Here is a 19181-nt window from a genome sequence, read left to right on the forward strand (position 1 = left end):
GTCGTGACTTCATTTTACACGAATCAATCATGGGCCGTTTTTTTATCTAGGTGTCGCACTTGATATTACAATCTGTCTTATACAAATAAAAAACCGCCCGAAAAAAGGCGGTTTTTGTCCTCTATCTAACGTTATCCTGTCGTATGGCGCGCATAGGTGGTGAGGAAATTTTGCAAAAGCTGCTTGCCGTGCTCCGTAATGATTGATTCAGGGTGGAACTGCACACCTTCAATCGGATACTCGCGATGGCGAATCGCCATGATTTCCCCTTCGGCCGTCCGGGCCGTAATCTCCAGCTCACGCGGGATGGAGGCTTCCTCCACGATCAAGGAGTGATAGCGTGCCGCTGTAAAAGGGGAAGGAATATCCCGGAAAATCGTTTTGCCGTCGTGAAAGACCGGAGACGTTTTTCCGTGCATCAATCGCTCGGCGCGAATGACTTTTGCGCCAAACACTTGGCCGATCGACTGGTGTCCCAGGCACACGCCCAAAATCGGGATTTTTCCGGCAAAATGAGAAATGGCCTCCATGCTGATCCCCGCTTCGTTCGGCGTGCAAGGACCAGGCGACACCATCAAGTAATCAGGTGCCAGCCGCTCGATTTCTGCCAGCGTAATTTTGTCGTTGCGGTACACTTGCAGTTCCTCGCCCAGCTCACCGACATACTGCACCAGGTTGTACGTAAAGGAATCGTAGTTGTCAATCATCAAAATCATCTTACACTCATCTCCTCTCAACTCATCGTTCTCTGCTCGCTAATCTCTAGGGCCTTCCATAACGCCTCTGCCTTTTTCAGCGACTCGGCGTACTCTGCCTCCGGGACAGAGTCAATCACGATGCCTGCCCCTGCCTGCACGTGAGCCATCCCGTCCTTGACGACCATCGTCCGGATCGCGATGTTGACCTCGACATCTCCGTTAAAGCCAAACCAGCCGATTGATCCCGTGTACACGCCGCGCTTGACTGGCTCCAGCTCCTCGATGATTTCCATCGTCCGCACTTTTGGCGCTCCTGTAATCGTACCGCCAGGGAAAGTTGCGGCCACGGCGTCGAAAGCATCTTTGCCCTCTGCCAGCTCTCCTTTTACGTGCGAGACGATATGCATGACGTGGGAGTATTTCTCCACGACCATGAACTCGCTGACCTCCACGCTGCCAAAGCGGCAGACGCGCCCCAAATCGTTGCGCTCCAGGTCCACCAGCATGACGTGCTCTGCGCGTTCCTTTTCATTGTCGATCAGCTCGCGGGCCAATGCTTCGTCCTGTTCGTCGGTTTGCCCGCGCGGACGAGTGCCTGCGATGGGACGCGTGTGAACCTCGCCGCCTTTTACTTTGACCAGCAGCTCCGGGGAAGCGCTGACCAACTGAAATTCCGGAAAGCTGAGATAGCCCATATACGGGGACGGATTCAGCTTGCGCAGCACCTTGTACACATCGGGCGCAGTCACCTGGATCGGTTTGCTCTGCCGCACGGACAGATTCACCTGAAACACGTCACCCTGGCCAATATACTCCTGCACCCGGCGCACGGCGTCTTCGAACTGGTCTTTTGCGAACGACACAGACGCTGGCGTCATTTGCACCAACGGTCTTTTGCGCAGCGCGTCCCAGTCCACCGTATCGGCTTCGGCGACGAGCTTTTCCAGTGACGCCAACCGTTTTTCCAGTCGCTTTGCGGCTTGTCGATAAGTCTCTTCGCTCAACTCTTTTGCAGACAAATGAGTCAGAAATACGATCTCCCGCGTCTGATGATCGAAGACAACAAGGTCTTGCATTATCATAACATACAGGTCTGGCAACTGTAAGTCGTCCGTCGCGATCTGGGGAAGGGTCGGCTCAAAAAAGCGGTTCATATCATAGCTGAGATAGCCTACTGCTCCGCCGGAAAAATCAGGCATATCTGGAACGACAGGCGTACGGTAGCGGGCAAGCAGCTTGCGCAATGCATCAAGCGGTTGCTCCGCCTCCATATTTTCTACCTGCTGATCGGGATAGACCACGATCGTTTCGCCCCGCTGACTGCGCAACGTAGCTACAGGCTGGTACGCCAAAAAAGTGTACCTTCCCACTCGGCCGCTTTCCAGCAAGACGGCATCCTGCACGGAAGGCTGCAGTGTGGTCAGCACCTGCCACGGGTCGATTTCAGAAGACCATTTGCCGCGAAGAGCAAGCGGAACCAATGGATATGTCAAAGCGTACGTCTGGCATTCTGCAAAGGTAGGGAACATCAATTTCGCTTCACGCTCCGGTTTTTTCACTATTTATCCGTTCATTATATAGTCGCGCCAGGCAAAAAGAAAAGACCACGCCGCCAAAATGGCATGACGTGGCCTCTCGTATTTTGCTGCCAATCAATCCTCGAATTGGTACAGAGGAGTGGACAGGTAGCGTTCACCGTTGGACGGGATGATGGCGATGACTTTTTTGCCTTTGCCGAGCTTCGCTGCCACCTGCAGCGCAGCATGGATCGCCGCCCCGGAGGAAATGCCGCCCAGAATGCCTTCCTGACGGGCAACGCGGCGCGCTGTTTCAAAAGCTTCCTCGTTCTCTACCTTGATGATTTCATCGTAAATTTGCGTATCGAGAATTTCCGGAACAAAGCCCGCTCCGATCCCCTGGATTTTATGCGGACCTGGCTTGCCGCCGGACAAAACCGGGGAAGCTGCCGGCTCGACTGCTACGATGTGCACGTTCGGATAGTGCTCGCGCAGCACCTGCCCGACACCTGTGATCGTTCCGCCTGTTCCGATTCCGGAAATAAAGGCGTCCACGCCGCCGATTTCTTTTGCTTGCTCCAGCAGTTCGCGCGCTGTCGTATCGCGGTGGATGGCAGGGTTGGCCTTGTTTTTGAATTGTTGCGGGATGAAGTAGGTGCTGTCTTCCTTCGCAAGCTCTTCGGCTTTGCGAATAGCCCCGCCCATGCCTTCCGCTCCTGGGGTGAGAACCAGTTCAGCCCCGTACGCGCGAAGCAGGTTGCGACGCTCGATACTCATCGTCTCCGGCATAACCAGGATAGCGCGGTAGCCTTTTGCCGCAGCCACCATCGCAAGTCCGATCCCTGTATTTCCGCTCGTCGGTTCAATAATGGTATATCCCGGCTTCAGGCTGCCGTCTGCTTCGGCCGCCTCGATCATCGCCAGCGCGATACGGTCCTTCACGCTGCTGCCCGGGTTGAAAAACTCAAGCTTCAAGTAAATGTCTGCAATATCTTCGGTGACAACACGATTCAGCTTCACAAGCGGAGTAAATCCAATCAAATCAGTAATGGAATTCGCCACGCGCATATGTCCTGCCCCCTTATTTTTTGATAACCGAGTAAATCGCTAGGATTTATTGTCATAATTATATCAACGGTTGCCCAATTGGTCAATGAGGCATTTGCCCAGAAATCTGAACCCCTACCGATTTGCGCAACCGTTCCAGGACAGTATCGAGAGATTCTACCTGCGCAAAAGCAATTTCCCGGCGCAATTCCTCTTTTACCTCTTCGAACGACCGCTGTGTAGCCTCCCTGCTTTGCTCCAGGTGATAGATCACGTAGTTGTCGTCGACCTTGACCGGCTCGCTGTTTTCTTTTGCCTTGAGCTTTTCTATCGCGTTCCACGCTTCGTCAGGCAACTGGTGGTCGCGCAACGATACCCAGCCCAAATCGCCGCCAATCGCCGCTGTTCTGCTGTCGATGGAGCGTTCCTTGGCGAGCGTCTGGAAGTTGGCGCCCTGCTTGAGTTCGGCCTGAACCTGCTCCGCCTCTTTTTGCGATGCGACCGCAATTTGCCACAGGCGTAGCTGCATCGGCCGCGTATAGCGCCCTGCCCTGCTTTCGTACACTTTCAACACTTCGTCGTCACTGATGGAGATATCTTTGGTGGCCAACGTTTGCAGCAAAATTTGATAGGTAATCTCCCGCTTCAAGGCATCGACAGTCGTTCCAGCCTGCTTTTGCAGCGCCTGTTGAAACTCGCTGTCTGTCCGGCTGCCGTAGCTGTCCCGAATCTGCGCCAGCTCCCGCTCGACCTGATTCGGATCCGCGCTGATTCCCAGCCGTTTTGCCTCCTGGAAAACTACCTCGCGATTCACCAGGTCGTCGAGCACCTGCTTCCCGAATTTTTGCTTGAGCGCTGACACGTACTCGGCTTCGCTAATGGTCACATCCCCCACGATGGCCGCAGGCTGCAGCTTGCCTGACGACTGGTACCAGGCCCAGGTCACGGCAAGCAGCAACAAAACAAGCGCCCCGATGAATGCCCACAACCCTTTTACATTGGTCATGCCATCCTCTCCCCTAGCAGACGCCGCGCGACTTTTGCCTACATGTCTTTCATGATGTCTTCCAGCGCGGTTCTGTCAAAATGATATCGTTCGTTGCAAAAATGACAGTGAACTTCCGCTTCGCCCTGTTCTTCAAGCAGACTCTCCATCTCTTCACGTCCCATGCTAATCAGAGCCTGGATGACTTTGTCCTCGTTGCATTTGCAGTTGAATTGAATGTCTGTGCGGCTCAGGTACTTCGGCTCGTCCAGGACGCGCGCCAAAATTTCCTCTGGCGTCAGCCCCTCGCCGATCATGCGGGATACTTGCGGAAGTTGCCCCAGCCGTTCTTCGATTTTCGCCACAACTTCTTCAGGCGTGTTCGGCAAAAGCTGGAGAATGAACCCGCCAGCCGCCAAAACGGAGCGATCTTCCGGATTGACCAGCACGCCCACCCCTACGGCAGACGGCGTTTGCTCCGACGTCACAAAGTAGTACGTGATGTCTTCGCCAATCTCTCCGGAGACGATCGGCGAGCTGCCTTGGTACGGCTCTTTCAGTCCAAGGTCTTTCGTCACGTACACGAAGCCATCTGTCCCGACTGCGCGCGCAACGTCCAGCTTGCCTTTTTCATTCAGCTCAAAATGAACCTGCGGGTTGGTAGCGTAGGCGATGCCGTCTCCATCGGCATTGGCCTCCGCGACGATCTGGCCGATCGGCCCTCCCCCTTTTATTTTGACAGAGAGGCTTTCGTTTCCTTTTAACATGGCGCCCATCATCAAAGTCGCCGTCAATGTGCGTCCTGTCGCGGCGGTTGCTGTGTTCCACATGTCGTGGCGACGGCGCATTTCTTCTACAATCCCTGTTGTGCGCGCGGCAAAAGCCCGCACATGTCCGTTGAATCCGGTTGCTCTTATCAAATAATCGCTCATCTGGCGATCCTCCTTCTTCCATGCAAAAATCAAACTGCCTCTATCAGTTTACCACAAGAAGACGAACGTACGCGCCTTCCGCTGTTTGAACTGACACTTGCACGTTTCCATGCAAAAAAACCCCCTCCAAAAAAGAGGGGGCTGGTGAAGACATCAGGTCAAATAGTCTTTCAACACTTTCGACGCTTTTTGCGTTCGCAGTCGGTCAATCGTCGTCGCTTCTATCTGGCGGATTCGCTCGCGGGTCAGGCCGAACATTTTGCCCACTTCCTCCAGCGTGTACACATGGTCGTCGTGAAGGCCGTAGCGCATGGAGATAATCTCCTGGGCGCGGGGACTGAGCCGTTCCAATGCCGCATGCATTTGCGAACGCAAGTCCACCTTTTCAATCCAGTCGTCCAGCGAGGACAATCCATCGTCCATGATCTCGGCATAGCTGAGACATTCTTCGTCATGCTCTGCCTGCCATTTTTCGCTGTCCAGCTCGGCATCAATCGACTCCATTTTCATCATCAGCGCCTGCTCGATCGCGTCGACTTTTTCCAACGGTATGTCGAGCAGTCCTGCAATCTCGTGTCGATCCGGGGTGCGGTTCAGAGCGTGAATCAGATGCAATACTTGCTTTTGATATTGGCGAATCTGTTCATGCATGTGGACAGGAATGCGGATCAAGGTGCCTTTGTCGTTGATCGCACGGGTGATCGCCTGGGAAATCCACCAATGCGAGTAATGATAGAGACGTACGCCACGTCCCACATCGAATTTGTCTATGGCGGTAAACAATCCAATCGTGCCTTCCTGAATCAGATCCAGGAAAGGCATGCCTCTTTTCAAATGGCGCAAGGCTGTACTGACAACATAGCGCAAATACGCGCGCACAATCGTTTCACGTGCCTCCATATCGCCGTGCTGCTGATAGCGAATCAGGCACGCCAACTCTTCTTCTTTGTCCAACATGGGTGTTGCAGCGACGCTTTCCAAAAACAGCAGGGCGGAAGTGTCAGATCGGAGCGACCTGGGCACGACGATTCCCAACTGTGTTTCTACTTCCCGCCAGCGACGGGGAGTGGAATGGAATGAGGAGGTACTCAAAGTCATATGCAACCCTCACTTCTCTGGAATGGGAGTTCACGATGAAGTTAGGCGAGTTACGAAGTTGTTTACTGTAACCGTATTTCGACAAAACTTGTTTGATTCCTGCCAGTTTACAGAATATTAACAGTTCTCCCCTTAAATCCTTGCTGGTAAACCTTCCTTAATATAGAAACGCGACCGCTCGACAAAAAGCCATCCCTTGCATGAGGGACGGCTGAAGAAAAATGTCGAATGCTGTAACAGCGATATGCTTTTTTATTGATAAAGATGACAAGCAGCAAAATGATTGGTGTCCACTTCCTGCCAGACAGGCTTTTTCTGGGCGCACACCTCTTTTGCCACCGGACAGCGCGTGCGAAACACACAGCCGCTGGGCGGGTTGATCGGGCTTGGGACATCGCCTTCGATAATCTTCCGCTCACGGCTTTTTTCCAGATCGGGATCGGGGACGGGAATGGCCGACAGCAATGCTTGCGTGTACGGGTGTTTGGGGGATTCATAGAGCTTTTCGCTCGTGCTCATCTCGACCATGTTGCCCAAATACATCACGCCGATCCGGTCGCTGATATGCTTGACCATCGCGAGGTCGTGGGCGATGAACAAGTAGGTCAAGTTTTGCTCCCGCTGCAAATTTTTCATCAGATTGACCACCTGTGCCTGTACCGAAACATCCAATGCCGAAATCGGCTCATCCGCAATAACGAATTTCGGATTGACGGCAAGCGCCCGGGCGATCCCGATCCGTTGCCGTTGCCCTCCGCTGAACTCGTGCGGGAAACGGTTGGCATGCTCTTTTTGCAAACCGACCATTTCCAGCAGCTCGATGACCCGCTTCGCCCGCTCCTTGCCTTTGTACAGCCCGTTCAACTGCAGACCTTCTCCGATAATTTCGGCGATATTCATTCGCGGATTCAGTGACGCGTACGGGTCCTGGAAAATCATCTGGATGTTTCTCGTAATCTTGCTCCGCTCGCCCGCAGAGGCTTTGTGCACGTTCAGTCCGTCGAACAGCACCTCCCCGGAGGTCGGTTGGTACAAACCGATGATAGTGCGGCCTGTCGTTGATTTTCCGCAGCCAGATTCGCCTACCAGTCCAAATGTCTCCCCTTCGTATATGTCAAAGGAGACGTCGTCAGCCGCCTTCAGCGAGAGTCCTTTGCCAAGCGTAAAGGTTTTTGTCAGGTTCTTTACCTGGACCAGCTTTTTTCTTTCCATCTGGCCAATCCTCCCCCGTTATCCTTTTACCAGTATCGTCTGGAGATTGCATGCTCCTTTTTCAGCTTGTAGCCATCCAGCTTGACGATTTCGATGGCGCTGCGCGAGTCAGGCGAATGAATCATTTCGCCATTGCCCATGTAAATGCCGACGTGATGCACTCTGCCGCGTCCTTCTTCATGGGCAAAAAACAGCAGGTCGCCCGGAAGCAAATCCGCTTTTTCCACCAGCAGGCCGTCTCTCGCCTGATCGGAGGCGTCGCGGGGAATCTGAATACCTACGGAGCGGTGCATGTTGTAGGCAAAGCCGGAGCAGTCATACCCGTAGGAGGACATGCCTCCCCACAAGTAATGCAGGTTGAGGAAACGCTTGCCGGCCTCCACGATGGCTTCGCCGCGGTTGCCAGCCAGCTCGATCGGCTCGTTTGCGCGTACGATCGCTACGTCTGCTTTTGGCAAAAGCGCTTCGCCGTCCGGTACCGCTACCTTCACCCACTCGGCGCCGTCCTCGACGAGCGGCAGCCTGGTCAGGAACGCAAGCTCGATGCCCGGCTTTCGCTCCAGCGTGTGCAAACGGCTAAAGGCCGCCGTCACCATCGCCAGCTTTTGCCCATCCTGTACGTCAAAAGCAGCAGACCATGGAGAAAGCTGGCGTGACGGAATCCAGCCCGGATAGCCGATCTCGTTTTTGCTGGTCGATTGGTCCGGGATCAGGACGTGTGCCCACTCGCCCTGCTCCTCGACGATTTCTACGCGAGTGCCGAACAGCGCTTGCGTCTGAATGGCGTTGTTGTCGTAAAAGCCAAGCTTTTCGTCGATAGACAGCGACTGCAGCCAGCCGCGCGCGTCAACCGGAACGGCGATAGCCGCCTGATCGATGTCACGTGGAGATTCCGGCTTTGTCCATACAGTCGCGACCGAAACGGATACGATTGCTGATTTCATTCCTGTTCTCCCCCTTCCCACAAGCTGACCGAACGGATGCCGAGTCCCGGCGCTTCCGGCATGGTCATCAGGCGGCCCTCGTAGGTCACGCCGCCATCAATGCCATCGTGCAACAGCATCAGCGGAGCATCGAAGTCAAAGCGGGTGATGTTTTTCTTGCTGGCTGCGAAGTGCGCTGCCGCCGATACGGCCAGACGCGATTCGATCATGCTGCCAACCATGCATGGAATGCCGTGTTCTTCAGCCAACTGGTTAATCAATTGCGCTTTGAAAATGCCTCCCGCCTTCATCAGCTTGATATTTATCATGTCGGCTGCGCGGTTTTGCAAAACCTGCAGCGCCTGCGCCGGCGAAAATACACTTTCGTCAGCCATGATCGGCGTATCGACCGAATCTGTAACCCGCTTCAAGCCTTCCAGATCATGCGCTTTTACAGGCTGTTCAATCAGTTCGATGCCCAGTCCCATGTCCTCCATTTTGCGAATCGACTGAATCGCTTCCTTCACGTTCCATCCCTGGTTGGCATCAAGACGAATCTTCACCTGATTGCCCACGGATTTGCGTATTTCCTGGATGCGCAAAATGTCATCCTCGATATTGTCCTTGCCCACCTTGATTTTCAGCACGTTAAAGCCTTGCTGCAAATAAGCTGCTGCATCCTCGCCCATTTCTTTTGGCGAATTGACGCTGACCGTATAGTCGGTCTCCAACTGGTCGCGGTACCCGCCGAGAAACTGGTACAGCGGCATGCCCGCCCGTTGGGAAATCAGATCGTACAGCGCGATGTCCACCGCCGCCTTGGCACTCGTGTTTCCCACCATGGATTGGTGCAATGTCTGGAAAACGCGCTCGTAGGCAACCAGGTTGAGGCCGATCAGTTGCGGCTTCATCGTGTTCAAAATAGCGGACTCGATGCTCTCGATACTGTCCCCGGTAATGACGACCGTAGCGGAAGCCTCTCCCCACCCAACCATGCCATTGTCGCACGTGATTTTGACCAGTACGGACTCCAGGCTGTTCACCGTGCGCAATGCCGTTTTAAACGGTTTTTTGAGCGGAACAGAAATTCTCTTCACTTCGATGGCTTGAATAATCATATTTTCCTCCATCTTTTCTAGCACGTGTGCTTTCTTTATCTGTGTTTTTTCGCTAAGACAAACTAAATTATAGCACTATTGAAAAATTCAGCAAAAAAGGGGGGAGAGTCATTCCATCCGCCTGAAATGACTTCTCCCGGCCAACTTAGTTTACTTCACGACCGCTTTTCTCAAATCCGTGTAGCTGAGAGAAGAGCTTTGGATTCCGCTGACCTGGTCGCTGGTCAAAAGCGAAGTGTTGTAGAAGTAGAGTGGAGCTACTGGCGCCTCGTTCAGCAAGATTTTTTCAGCGTCATGCAGCATTTGCAGACGTTTGGCATCGTCTGGCTCTTTGTACGCGCCTTCGATCAGCTTGTCGTACTCCGCATTAGCCCAGCCAGTGCGGTTGCTGCCGTTTTTCGACTGGAAGATGTCCAGGAAGTTGATCGCATCCCCGAAGTCAGGCAACCAGGAAGAACGGGCGATCTGGTATTCCAGTTTCTTTTGCATATCGGTCAATACTTGCCCTTCTACTTTTTGCAGCTTCACATCTACACCCAGCGTTTGCTTCCACATTTCCTGAGCGGCCTGGGCTGTTTTTTCGTTGGCTGTGCCGCTGCGATAGGTGAGCGTTACTTCTGGCAAGGTGGTGTAGCCTTTTTCCTTCATCCCTTGCTCCAGCAGCCTTTTTGCTTCTGCTGCGTCGAACTTCACCAGGTCGCCGCCTACCTGACGGAAATCACCCGCGCCGTTGGCATCCGGCAAGCCAAAGGAAACGAATCCGGTACCCGGCTTTTGCTGACGCATCAACACGTGGTCAACCAAAGTCTGGCGGTCAATCGCCAGGCTGAACGCTTTACGGATATTGGCGTTGTCAAACGGCTCCTTGGTCACATTGAAGCGGTAGAACTCGGTGCCTGCGCCGTCTCTTACGTACACTTTGCCTTCCTTGAACAGTTGGTCAGCCATGTCTGCCGGAACGGTTGTAGTTCTGTGCAGCTCTCCGTTCGTAAACATTTGGTACTCGGTATTCTCGTCGTCGATCATTTTCCAGACAGCGCCGGCCAACGTTACGTTTGCCGCATCCCAGTAGTTCTCGTTTTTCATGATTTTCAATTCGCTGTCATGCTTCCACTCCGTCAGCTTGAACGGCCCGTTGCCCACGAAGGTAGAAGCCTCAGCCGCCCACTTCGGGTCTTTTTCCACTGTCGCCTTGTGCACAGGGAAAAACGCCGGGTTGGACGCCAGAAGCAACGTCCAGGAAGCAGGCTGCGCCAGTACGACTTCCAATGTCTTGTCGTCCAGTGCTTTTACTTTTACATCGTCAATAGAGCCTTTGCCACTGTTGTATGCTTCTGCCCCTTCAATAATGAAAGCGAGGAAGGCAGCCGGAGAGGCAAGCGCCGGGTCAAGCATGCGCTTCCAGGCGTACTCGAAGTCTTGTGCCTTTACTGGCTCGCCGTTGCTCCATTTGTTGTCGCGCAAAGTAAACGTGTACGTCCTGCCGTCCTCGGAAATTTTCCACTCGGAAGCTGCTGCCGGCTGCGGCTTCTGGTTCTCGTCCAGGCGCGTCAACCCTTCCATCAGGTTGTTCAAAATGTTGTAGGACGGCTCGTCAAATCCGAGCGGCGGGTCCAAAGAGGTAGGCTCTTTGATGTTGTTCAGGAGCAAAAGCTTTGCCGCTTGGTCTTCTGGCGAAGGCGTCTGCTGATTGTTTTCCGTAGGCGGTGCCGATTCGTTGTTCGCTGGCGCTTGCCCCGAGCTACATCCGGCCATGAACACGGAAACAGCCAGTGAAGCGGAAAGCAGGATAGTCGATAGTTTTTTCACTTTTTTCTTCCCCCTTATAGTTTTTATATGTCGTAAAAGGATAGCGCCGATAGACGACACCCTCTTTTACACCAGATGGCGAGCCTCACTATCTCTGCCAGGTGCTGTCAGATGCTGCCCGGTGCCGCCGACTCAAGTTCCCGTCGGCGCCTGCATGGCGGCCAGTACTTTTTTCGCACGCGGATCTTGCAGCCAACAGGATACGGAGTGCTTGTTGTGCACGTTCGTTTCCGCCGGCTGATAGTTCCGGCACACCTCCAGCGCATAGTCGCAGCGCGCCGCAAACGCGCATCCAAGCGGAGGTGCGAACAAATCAGGCGGAGTGCCGGGAATCGGACTGAGCGGTATCGAGCGATCCGCATCCAGACGCGGCATCGACGCGAGCAAGCCTTTCGTGTACGGATGTTGCGGATTGTAAAAAATGTCGCGTACAGGCCCCGACTCTACCACTTTGCCCGCGTACATGACGTTGACCCGATCGGCAATCTTGGCGACGACGCCCAAGTCGTGCGTAATGATGATGATGGATACCCCTGTTTTTTGCTGAATGCTTTTGAACAAGTCGATGATTTGCGCCTGAATCGTAACGTCGAGTGCGGTCGTAGGCTCATCCGCTATGAGAATGGACGGTCGACAAACAAGCGCAATCGCAATCATGATCCGCTGACGCATCCCGCCGCTGAACTGGTGCAAGTACTGCTTGAGACGGCTTTCCGGGTTGGCGATTCCGACCAGCGTCAGGATTTCGATAGCCTGCCGCCTCGCCTCGCTCTTGGCGACTTTTTGATGGCGAATGATCCCTTCCATGATCTGCTCTCCGATGGAAATGGTCGGGTTGAGCGAGGTCATGGCGTCCTGAAAGATCATGGAAATTTCCCGTCCGCGCAGCTCGCGCATTTCTTTTTCCGGCAACGCAACCAAGTCCTTGCCTTTGAACATCACACTGCCGCCAGCGATTTTTCCGATATGCTCAGGTACGAGGCGCATGATGCTTTTGGCCGTTACGCTTTTGCCACAGCCGGACTCGCCGACAATCGCCAACGTTTCCCCTTTGTTCAAGGAAAAACTCACGTCACGGACTGCATTCACTTCTCCTCCGTGCGTCTTGAACGTGACGCGCAAACCGCTTACTTCCAGCAATTTTTCCGTTTTCTCCACATCGTCTACCTCCTTGCCTTCGGGTCGAACGCATCGCGCAAGCCATCACCGAGCACGTTGAACGCAAGCATCGTCAATGAAATGAAGAAGGCCGGGAAAAACAGCCTCCACCAGTGACCGGACAAAATGGTCGAAAGCCCGTCGTTGGCCATCACGCCCCAGCTCGCCATCGGAGCCTGCACGCCGAGGCCGAGGAAGCTGAGAAACGCCTCCGCAAAGATCGCGGATGGAACCGACAAAGTGACGTAGACGATAATGATGCCAATCGTATTGGGCAGCAAATGCTTGCGAATGATGTAAAACGGCTTCGCTCCCATCGTCTTTGCCGCCAGCACGTATTCGGAGCTTTTCATTTGCAGCACCTGTCCGCGAACGGTCCGAGCCATACCGATCCAGCCCGTAGCGCTCAAGGCGACGATAATCGTTCCAAGCCCTGGCCCCATGACTACCATCAGCAAAATGACCACCAGCAAATAAGGCAATCCATAGAGGAGGTCGACGAAGCGCATCATGATGTTATCGACTCGCCCACCCAAATAACCAGCGATTCCGCCATACAAGACACCGATGAAAAAGTCGATGAGTGCAGCCATAAAACCGACAAACAAGGAAATGCGCGCCCCGTACCACACACGGGTAAATACATCGCGTCCGAAATCATCGGTACCAAACCAGTTCGTCGCGGACGGCGCTTTGTTTTTCATGAGAATGGATTGTTTGGCATACTCGTGTCCCGATATCAAAGGACCAATGGTAGCCATGACGCCGAGCACAATAATGATGACAAGTCCCATCAAAGCAAGCTTGTTTCCTCTCAGCCGCTGCCAGGCTTCCTGCCAGAATGTCAGTTGAGGTCGCACAATCGCTTCCGAATTGAGGTTGTCTTTGCGCATCGGGATAAACAAGTCGTCAGAAACGATCATCCTTCGCTCTCCTTTCGATGTAGCTTGATTCGCGGATCAATAATGCCGTACAAAACGTCGACGACAAACATCATGAAAATCAGCAGGGCGCTGTAAAACACGGTTGTACCCATGATGACGGAATAGTCGCGGTTGATAATCCCCGCTACGAAGTATTTGCCCATCCCCGGAATCGCAAAAATTTTCTCGATGACAAAGCTCCCTGTCAACACGTTGGCGATGAGCGCACCAAGCAGCGTGACGACGGGCAAAATCGCATTGCGCAAGGCGTGTTTGAACACAATCGTGGCAGGCTTCAGCCCTTTTGCTTTGGCCGTTTCGATATACTCCTGCGTCAATATCTCCAGCATGTTTGTCCTCGTCAGACGAGCGATAATCGCAATCGGCCCAAACGCCAACGCCAGCGCAGGCATCACCACATGCTGCCACGATCCCCATGTCGCTGTCGGAAGCAGCTTCCACTCGACAGCCAAATATTTAATCAGCAAAGGCGCGACGACAAAGCTGGGAATGGATATCCCGAGAACGGCAATCACCATCGCGGCGTAATCAATCAAACGGTTATGGCGCAACGCAGCAACTACGCCAAGCCCCACCCCCGAGAAAATGGCAAACACGACGGCAATCACCCCAAGCTGGAACGAAACCGGAAAACCGCGGGCAATCATTTTGTTGACGGTATCGGAAGCATTCGCCGTCGACGGCCCCAAATCAAACTGCACCAGCTTTTGCAAATACAAAACATATTGGACAACGAGCGGCTTATCCAGGTTGTAGTAGGCGTTGAGGTTTTGCTCCACTGTCGCGTTCAGCGCTTTTCCTTCTTTTTCAAAAGGCGACCCGGGCACCGCGTGCATCAGAAAAAAAGTAACGGTAACAATGAGCCACAGCGTAACGATCATGGAGATAAATCTGCGGAAGACAAAAGATAGCAAGGACTCTCCTCCTTTAACTCAGAAATCCGTGAACAAGCTGGTGGGCAAAAGCTGTTTTGTTCGCATCCCGGGCGGAAGCGACGGACTTTCCCTATAAGCAAAAAACCCAGCAAATGCACACTCCTCATGGCATTTGCTGGGTTTTACTTACGTGTATGCCGTGCATACGAATAAATAAAGCAGCAGTTGTTTTCTTATTCACTTGGTGACTTCTGCTTTACTTCTCGCGGAAACAGCCTGTTTGTACTTCTTTTGCGCATCCTTGAATGCAGCAATCAATGTTTTTTGCGAAGATCCAAAATACCGATAGCGAATCTCTTCCCCAATCTCCTCTGACGCAAAGATGGAGTGGCCGATAAAAATCGACCGGGCAAAGTCAGACGTCAGTTGCACCGTAGACGAACAAGCCGCATCTACGATTTTGTCGTTGGTAGTATCCACGACCAACCCGATAAAAAAAGCACTGAACTGCTGCGTTATCGGATTGTTGGATGAAGATTGCGCATCGCCCACGATATAAATGGTATCTTTATCAAACAAATCAAAAACCCCACTTTTATCATGCTTAACGGACCGGCCATGCGGGACGTTCGGAGTGCTACCTCCTTACAATCGCAAGCTGGCTAAGCACTTTCTTACATATTAACAGAATAATTCGCAATTTGTAAATAAGTCTGACTAATCTTTCGTGGGGGGTGGGGGATGGGTTGGGGCGGTGCTTTGGAGCCGTGCTTTGGAGCCGTGCTCTGGGGGCGTGCTCTGGGGCCGTGCTCTGGGGCGGTGCTCTGGAGCCGTGCTTTGGAGCCGTGCTTTGGAGCCGTGTTCTAGGGCCGTACTTTGGGGGCGTGCTTTGGGACCGTGCTTTGGGGGCGTGCTTTTTAGCGATACTTTATGGCAAAGACTCGATGCTATGATTTACGGTGGTAGATTTTGGCCAGTGATTCAGAAGGAGCTTGCAAGTTGCTCGTGGTACCTTTTAGGTGCTTTGGTTGTGGATAACGGTATAAATTTGATTCGCGCCAGCGCCTAGATGATGCAGGATTGTGCAGGGCCTTATATTCTTATGTAGAATAAATTACCAATATGTGTTGAGCTTTTTTGATGGCACGTACGCTTGTCTGTTCTAAGGGGGAGAGAAATATGGAAGACCTCCTGTCAATTGCTTCGGGCATCGCAGGGTTCATGATATGCAAGTACAGCTTCACCAAACAGGAAAAACCGTTAGTTTTCAAGGATTTGCTGTTTGAGTATGTCGTTACTGTCGGGTTTTGTTATTTGTGCAAATGGGCGATTTTTGCTGGCTCGACTGTTTTGGAGCTGTTTTAAAATTGTTTTGGGTGGATGAGAAATAGGTTAGGGGATTGCAACTCGCTCATCGAACATTTTTATTTACCCCTAACTTACAATTTATGTTAAGGGATTCTTCAAAGGACATTCCTATCCTGTATCACTCGACAGAACGAAAAAAATCCCCGCCGTAGCGAGGGAATTTTAAAATGAATTACTACTCTTGTCGGCATTTTTAACCTAACTAATTGTGCATAGGTCACTTAAAGAGTACACACCAGGAAATATTTGGTCAGATTACCTATCAAAAAAAGATATGCATTACCATCCGGCTGGCTTATTTTTGCCCATATAAATTTCAGCAATATCATGATGTTCAGACATATCAGGGGTAATATGGTAATGAACCCACAGGTAATAGCCATCCGGTTTTTTTAATAACTTAGCATCCAAACGGAAAATTTCTTTATTTTTATCGAATATTGCAAAGACCCTTTCTCCGCCACCAGGGCCTTTTATCGAGATATCCTCAGCTTTTTCTAACAAATCATCTAGCTTTTTTTTGACTACCGGCCAAACATCATCTGCTACCTTTTTTCCAAGTTTTTTGACGGCATATCCTGCGGCTGACACAATAATTCTAGCAACAATTGGTGCAACTCTTTTTTCTTTATTACTCTTTAATTCAACTTTATTCTTGGAGTCCACAACAGGACTTGATTGTGTTTTAAATTCTTTGGCAGAAGCCACTTCAGAAATCCCTACACAACCAGTAAATACAGCTATAGCTAATAGTAGCGCTGTTATCTTTTTGAACATATGAAACGTGCATCCTCCATTCTATTCTTACATCTCCTGATATTTATATTGCGACTTATCCTTAGCACGAGGTAACAAGACCTCATTTACCCAACTGGCAAACAGATTGTTAATCTCTTCTACATCCAGTTCATCTTTTTCATAATGAAAGATAACTATATCTTCTGATGTATCTGATGAACCTAGATCATGAAAGTTATCAGAAAATAATACATCCCATCCCTGACTATTTTTCTTTTTCCAAACGCTTCCTTCGATATCGTACCCATCCTCACAGTATGTAAGATGGAAGTGACGATCTGTTAAATACTCTTGTTCAACTTTCTCCCAGTCCAACACGCAACCCACACTCCTAATTGTAAATATACCGACATAATTATATGTTAATAAATTCACGATGTCGTTGTTTGTAAAAATTTGTCAAACAATCATAAAAAAATTAATATTTTTTGGTTTAATCTAAAAATCAGTGCTTGACAGTCAGTCCAGCAGACGATGGCGGCATCGATGGACAGAGCACCAGAGCCGCCTCAAGCTAAAACTTCACTTCCTCCACCGAAACCACTGGAAAGGAATGCCCAGGCAGCATCGGCAGGAACGGCCTCTCGTCCACGTAAGCGACAACGATGTGGGACGGTCCCACCATCTTTTTCGGAGCGAGCTGCAGCTCTTCTCCCCGCTCGGTCACAACTGTAATTTGCAGTTGACCGCCCCCTTGGCGGACAGCTCCTGGCGTCGCGCTCACGGTGACGAAGCTGTCTCCGTTGTACTGCAGCCGCAACGTCAGATCCTGCCGCCAAGCGCGGAAATCCACGTAATGACGCACAAATGGAATCGGGTCGGTGGTCACGCTTTTCGCTCCTGGCACGTATGAATGGAGCTGGCGCTGATACCCGCCATTTTCGCTCATCCTGCGGTCAAAGCGCTGTAGCGCCTCGTCTTCCAGCAAATCGATGACGCCCTCTGTCTTCAAGACAGGATCAATTGCAAAGGTGGCATGATGATTGGCCAGCTCCAGCAGCATTTTTATTTCCGTTTTTTTCTGCATCGCCATATCAGCATCGACGACAAACGTACCGATCAGCAAAAAAAGCAACAGCGCCGATATAGATAAAATGTTAATCCCCGTATGAATATCCTCCTAATGCAGTCCTCTCGTCTATCGAGAGTGCACATGTTTACAGATCGTAGTCCATGACGTTAATCGTCCCCTGGCGAGTGACCTGCAACGTTTCAGCAGGTGCGAGAATCCATGAAGTAAAACCGGGATAGGGAATGGTCAAAACAAGGGAAAACTCGTCTGCATGACTCCATAAAACAGGATCGGCCGAATGCGTGCGCGTCACACTTACAGAGATCTCCCGCTCGGACAAGGAAAACCGCTTTTCCGCCAGTTCCTTTGCGATAAAAGCCCGCACTTCCTCCTGCAGCAAGCTTTCATTGGTCCCTCCGCGGTTGCTGATGTATTTTGTAGCAGCAGCGCTGACCTCCATCAGCTCATTTTCCGCCTGCACGACCGTGTGTACCTGCAATAGCCCCAGACTCACCATCAACAACAGCATGACATTGAGAATAACGGCAACAAGCTGTCCCATCAGGCTGTACCGAATCTCGTCACCTGGACGAGCAGATCACCGAAAAACTGCTTGCAAGCCGACAGGAGGTTGTCGGGACCTGTAAAAAGCACCCCCACCGTAAGAGGCAGTACGAGAACAAGCAAAACCAACATGCTAATCATTTTATTCATGGACTACCACCCTGGGTCAAAATATTCGGAGGGGCGGCTCCCTGTAAAAGAAAAGGCAGTATCGCCCTCCACAAATGCATTCAGCCATTTTGCCACGTTGGACGGCGTAACCGTAACGGTAAGCGTGACGGACTCTTTTTGCTCTTTACGTGCCCGCTCTCCCATCGTTCGCGGCCAGCTACCCGCAAATACATCTGCTGTTACGTCCCAGCCAAGCTCGGCCATTTTTTTGGTATAGTATTCTGCCAAAGCCGGGTCCAAATAGCCGATATCCTGCATGTCATCGAGAATATCCGCATAGATGCCACGAGCAATGGCTCTCTCCATGGCGTACAGATGGTAGGCTCCTACTCCGGAAATTACGAACAGCAGCACCATCAGGCAAACGAGAAATACTTTTGCTTTGACCATCGCTTACGAGACGACTGTTTTCTTTTTTAATGAAAGATAACCGTCGCAGCTCGATACACCCTTTCCTGTTGAGTCTCACGAAGCTGTTCTTCTGGCTGCAAGTTCCATAGGAACGCGCACAAGCTCCCTGCCATTACGACGATAATGAGAAAAACATGATGGTGCAGCATCAGTTTGACGTATAGGCTGTGCCGTTCTGCATTTTGAAGTTGATGTTTTCATTTCTTGTGTCGTAATTCAGTGATGTGATGGAACGGTTAATGCTTTCGGCAGAATCGTTTGCAGCGGGCGATAGTTCATTGCCGTAAGAGCTGACACCGATCCCCAGGACCATGACGCACGCAAGGAAAATAAAAAACATTTTCGACATTGTGGCACTCTCCTTTTAGTAGTTAACTAGAAAAGCCATGCTACGGTATCGCTTTATCAATCCAATCAACTGCTCGATCTCGCAGTCCGCCATCCTGAACAACTGATGCGTTGATGTGCGAGAGGCTCGACACGATGATTCCCAAAGTGAATACGATGCACATGATAATGGACAACAGTTTGGTCAAGCGCT

The 19181-nt window shown here is 51.7% G+C and carries 22 protein-coding genes; 1 reads left to right on the forward strand and 21 read right to left on the reverse strand.

Translation table 11 applies throughout. The features are described from left to right. Window positions 1-131: 131 nt before the first annotated feature. The 14 genes from pabA to AC3WQH_RS21565 form a co-directional block, all read right to left on the reverse strand. Window positions 132-716: an aminodeoxychorismate/anthranilate synthase component II gene (gene pabA, locus AC3WQH_RS21500; RefSeq protein WP_005833684.1), complete on the reverse strand. Its 585-nt coding sequence runs from the start codon at window positions 714-716 to the stop codon at window positions 132-134. Between the two features lie 17 nt (window positions 717-733). Continuing rightward, window positions 734-2227, reverse strand: a complete 1494-nt coding sequence (gene trpE, locus AC3WQH_RS21505; protein WP_039971539.1) for an anthranilate synthase component I — start codon at window positions 2225-2227, stop codon at window positions 734-736. A gap of 123 nt (window positions 2228-2350) precedes the next feature. Continuing rightward, window positions 2351-3283 (reverse strand): cysteine synthase A, encoded by a 933-nt coding sequence (gene cysK / locus AC3WQH_RS21510; protein WP_005833690.1) that lies wholly within the window; start codon window positions 3281-3283, stop codon window positions 2351-2353. An 82-nt stretch (window positions 3284-3365) separates the two neighbouring features. Beyond that, complete coding sequence (locus AC3WQH_RS21515; RefSeq protein ID WP_290426822.1) at window positions 3366-4268, reverse strand: peptidyl-prolyl cis-trans isomerase; 903 nt, start codon at window positions 4266-4268, stop codon at window positions 3366-3368. A 38-nt stretch (window positions 4269-4306) separates the two neighbouring features. Beyond that, window positions 4307-5179, reverse strand: a complete 873-nt coding sequence (gene hslO / locus AC3WQH_RS21520) for an Hsp33 family molecular chaperone HslO (RefSeq protein ID WP_005833694.1) — start codon at window positions 5177-5179, stop codon at window positions 4307-4309. A gap of 153 nt (window positions 5180-5332) precedes the next feature. After that, entirely contained in the window at window positions 5333-6277 is a 945-nt protein-coding gene (locus tag AC3WQH_RS21525) for a sigma-70 family RNA polymerase sigma factor (RefSeq protein WP_007787227.1), read from the reverse strand. 252 nt (window positions 6278-6529) lie between these two features. Beyond that, complete coding sequence (locus tag AC3WQH_RS21530; protein ID WP_005833696.1) at window positions 6530-7489, reverse strand: ABC transporter ATP-binding protein; 960 nt, start codon at window positions 7487-7489, stop codon at window positions 6530-6532. A gap of 26 nt (window positions 7490-7515) precedes the next feature. Next, on the reverse strand, window positions 7516-8433 hold the full coding sequence (locus AC3WQH_RS21535; protein WP_005833698.1) for a C40 family peptidase: 918 nt from the start codon (window positions 8431-8433) through the stop codon (window positions 7516-7518). After that, entirely contained in the window at window positions 8430-9530 is a 1101-nt protein-coding gene (locus AC3WQH_RS21540) for a dipeptide epimerase (protein ID WP_007787221.1), read from the reverse strand. The genes AC3WQH_RS21535 and AC3WQH_RS21540 overlap by 4 nt, the downstream gene beginning before the upstream one ends. 150 nt (window positions 9531-9680) lie before the next feature. Then, entirely contained in the window at window positions 9681-11339 is a 1659-nt protein-coding gene (locus tag AC3WQH_RS21545) for a peptide ABC transporter substrate-binding protein (RefSeq protein WP_005833703.1), read from the reverse strand. A gap of 132 nt (window positions 11340-11471) precedes the next feature. Then, on the reverse strand, window positions 11472-12497 hold the full coding sequence (locus AC3WQH_RS21550; protein WP_005833705.1) for an ABC transporter ATP-binding protein: 1026 nt from the start codon (window positions 12495-12497) through the stop codon (window positions 11472-11474). A gap of 5 nt (window positions 12498-12502) precedes the next feature. Further along, window positions 12503-13390, reverse strand: a complete 888-nt coding sequence (locus AC3WQH_RS21555) for an ABC transporter permease (RefSeq protein ID WP_369750419.1) — start codon at window positions 13388-13390, stop codon at window positions 12503-12505. 26 nt (window positions 13391-13416) lie between these two features. Continuing rightward, entirely contained in the window at window positions 13417-14355 is a 939-nt protein-coding gene (locus AC3WQH_RS21560; protein WP_005833709.1) for an ABC transporter permease, read from the reverse strand. Between the two features lie 198 nt (window positions 14356-14553). After that, window positions 14554-14895 (reverse strand): DUF3870 domain-containing protein, encoded by a 342-nt coding sequence (locus AC3WQH_RS21565; protein ID WP_005833711.1) that lies wholly within the window; start codon window positions 14893-14895, stop codon window positions 14554-14556. A gap of 600 nt (window positions 14896-15495) precedes the next feature. On the opposite strand from AC3WQH_RS21565, the gene AC3WQH_RS21570 reads away from it, so the two are divergent. Then, window positions 15496-15681: a hypothetical protein gene (locus AC3WQH_RS21570; protein ID WP_005833714.1), complete on the forward strand. Its 186-nt coding sequence runs from the start codon at window positions 15496-15498 to the stop codon at window positions 15679-15681. Window positions 15682-15963: 282 nt separating this feature from the next. Here the strand turns inward: AC3WQH_RS21570 and AC3WQH_RS21575 are convergent, their stop codons facing one another. The 7 genes from AC3WQH_RS21575 to AC3WQH_RS21605 all read right to left on the reverse strand — a co-directional run bounded on the left by AC3WQH_RS21575 (window position 15964) and on the right by AC3WQH_RS21605 (window position 18989). Then, window positions 15964-16461, reverse strand: coding sequence for a YpjP family protein (locus AC3WQH_RS21575; RefSeq protein ID WP_238503975.1), 498 nt, complete (start codon window positions 16459-16461; stop codon window positions 15964-15966). A gap of 27 nt (window positions 16462-16488) precedes the next feature. Next, entirely contained in the window at window positions 16489-16800 is a 312-nt protein-coding gene (locus AC3WQH_RS21580; protein ID WP_007786408.1) for a DUF3986 family protein, read from the reverse strand. Between the two features lie 196 nt (window positions 16801-16996). Beyond that, a complete protein-coding gene (locus AC3WQH_RS21585) occupies window positions 16997-17515 on the reverse strand; it encodes a hypothetical protein (RefSeq protein ID WP_369750413.1) in 519 nt (172 codons plus the stop codon). 124 nt (window positions 17516-17639) lie between these two features. After that, window positions 17640-18056 carry a hypothetical protein gene (locus AC3WQH_RS21590; RefSeq protein WP_005831458.1) on the reverse strand — a complete coding sequence of 139 codons (417 nt, stop codon included), beginning with the start codon at window positions 18054-18056 and terminating at the stop codon, window positions 17640-17642. Beyond that, window positions 18056-18208 (reverse strand): hypothetical protein, encoded by a 153-nt coding sequence (locus tag AC3WQH_RS21595; RefSeq protein ID WP_005831460.1) that lies wholly within the window; start codon window positions 18206-18208, stop codon window positions 18056-18058. The genes AC3WQH_RS21590 and AC3WQH_RS21595 overlap by 1 nt, the downstream gene beginning before the upstream one ends. A gap of 3 nt (window positions 18209-18211) precedes the next feature. Next, complete coding sequence (locus AC3WQH_RS21600) at window positions 18212-18619, reverse strand: hypothetical protein (protein ID WP_005831463.1); 408 nt, start codon at window positions 18617-18619, stop codon at window positions 18212-18214. A gap of 169 nt (window positions 18620-18788) precedes the next feature. Continuing rightward, complete coding sequence (locus tag AC3WQH_RS21605; protein ID WP_005831465.1) at window positions 18789-18989, reverse strand: hypothetical protein; 201 nt, start codon at window positions 18987-18989, stop codon at window positions 18789-18791. Window positions 18990-19181: the final 192 nt, after the last annotated feature.

The sequence above is a fragment of the Brevibacillus sp. FW301-21C12A genome, assembly GCF_058788915.1.

Excerpts from the sequence above, each read along its gene's own strand:
- AC3WQH_RS21515 (WP_290426822.1), bottom strand. The coding sequence starts at position 4,268 with ATGACCAATGTAAAAGGGTTGTGGGCATTCATCGGGGCGCTTGTTTTG.
- AC3WQH_RS21525 (WP_007787227.1), bottom strand. The coding sequence starts at position 6,277 with ATGACTTTGAGTACCTCCTCATTCCATTCCACTCCCCGTCGCTGGCGG.
- cysK (WP_005833690.1), bottom strand. The coding sequence starts at position 3,283 with ATGCGCGTGGCGAATTCCATTACTGATTTGATTGGATTTACTCCGCTT.
- AC3WQH_RS21570 (WP_005833714.1), top strand. The coding sequence starts at position 15,496 with ATGGAAGACCTCCTGTCAATTGCTTCGGGCATCGCAGGGTTCATGATA.
- AC3WQH_RS21585 (WP_369750413.1), bottom strand. The coding sequence starts at position 17,515 with ATGGCGATGCAGAAAAAAACGGAAATAAAAATGCTGCTGGAGCTGGCC.
- hslO (WP_005833694.1), bottom strand. The coding sequence starts at position 5,179 with ATGAGCGATTATTTGATAAGAGCAACCGGATTCAACGGACATGTGCGG.
- AC3WQH_RS21535 (WP_005833698.1), bottom strand. The coding sequence starts at position 8,433 with ATGAAATCAGCAATCGTATCCGTTTCGGTCGCGACTGTATGGACAAAG.
- AC3WQH_RS21540 (WP_007787221.1), bottom strand. The coding sequence starts at position 9,530 with ATGATTATTCAAGCCATCGAAGTGAAGAGAATTTCTGTTCCGCTCAAA.
- AC3WQH_RS21555 (WP_369750419.1), bottom strand. The coding sequence starts at position 13,390 with ATGCGCAAAGACAACCTCAATTCGGAAGCGATTGTGCGACCTCAACTG.
- AC3WQH_RS21600 (WP_005831463.1), bottom strand. The coding sequence starts at position 18,619 with ATGGTCAAAGCAAAAGTATTTCTCGTTTGCCTGATGGTGCTGCTGTTC.
- AC3WQH_RS21590 (WP_005831458.1), bottom strand. The coding sequence starts at position 18,056 with ATGGGACAGCTTGTTGCCGTTATTCTCAATGTCATGCTGTTGTTGATG.
- AC3WQH_RS21595 (WP_005831460.1), bottom strand. The coding sequence starts at position 18,208 with ATGAATAAAATGATTAGCATGTTGGTTTTGCTTGTTCTCGTACTGCCT.
- AC3WQH_RS21575 (WP_238503975.1), bottom strand. The coding sequence starts at position 16,461 with ATGTTCAAAAAGATAACAGCGCTACTATTAGCTATAGCTGTATTTACT.
- AC3WQH_RS21530 (WP_005833696.1), bottom strand. The coding sequence starts at position 7,489 with ATGGAAAGAAAAAAGCTGGTCCAGGTAAAGAACCTGACAAAAACCTTT.
- AC3WQH_RS21605 (WP_005831465.1), bottom strand. The coding sequence starts at position 18,989 with ATGTCGAAAATGTTTTTTATTTTCCTTGCGTGCGTCATGGTCCTGGGG.
- pabA (WP_005833684.1), bottom strand. The coding sequence starts at position 716 with ATGATTTTGATGATTGACAACTACGATTCCTTTACGTACAACCTGGTG.
- trpE (WP_039971539.1), bottom strand. The coding sequence starts at position 2,227 with ATGTTCCCTACCTTTGCAGAATGCCAGACGTACGCTTTGACATATCCA.